Raw genomic sequence first — 464 nt, forward strand, 5'->3', positions numbered from 1 at the left:
AGGCGGCGCCCTGGGTGGCGTCGGTGTCCGCCAGGGCCGGCGAGGTCTTCGAGCAGGCCGAGGACTCCGCGCTGGCGTTCACGGCCTTCCCCAGGGCGCACTGGGCCAAGCTCCGCACCAACAACGTCCAGGAGCGCGCCAACCGCGAGATCAAGCGCCGCTACAGGGTCGTGCAGTCCTTCCCCTCGAGGGAGTCGATGCTGCGCCTGACGTGCGCGAGCCTCATGGAGACCGAGGGACAGTGGTCCCAGCAGCGCGTGTTCTCCGAGGCCTCGGCCGCCGAGGGCTTCGCCGAGCCCGCGGACAGGCCGGCCCCGACAGAGGGGAGGCGCCGCGCGCTCGGGCGGCGCGCCAGGGAGATAGTGGACGAGATAGTCGAGAGGCGCGGTCTCAAGAAGGAGTAACATCGGGACTTGCAGCGACGGACCTCGGGACGCTCTTACACCACGTCTGCGCGCGCCACC

General features: G+C 70.9%; 1 protein-coding gene. It reads left to right on the forward strand.

The window, feature by feature from the left end; genetic code table 11:
* Positions 1-404: transposase (locus tag DWX39_RS11275; protein WP_233512215.1), on the forward strand; the 404-nt coding region annotated here is incomplete at its 5' end.
* Positions 405-464 lie beyond the last annotated feature (60 nt).

The sequence above is a fragment of the Collinsella sp. AF19-1LB genome (genome assembly GCF_003459655.1).
GTDB lineage: Bacteria > Actinomycetota > Coriobacteriia > Coriobacteriales > Coriobacteriaceae > Collinsella.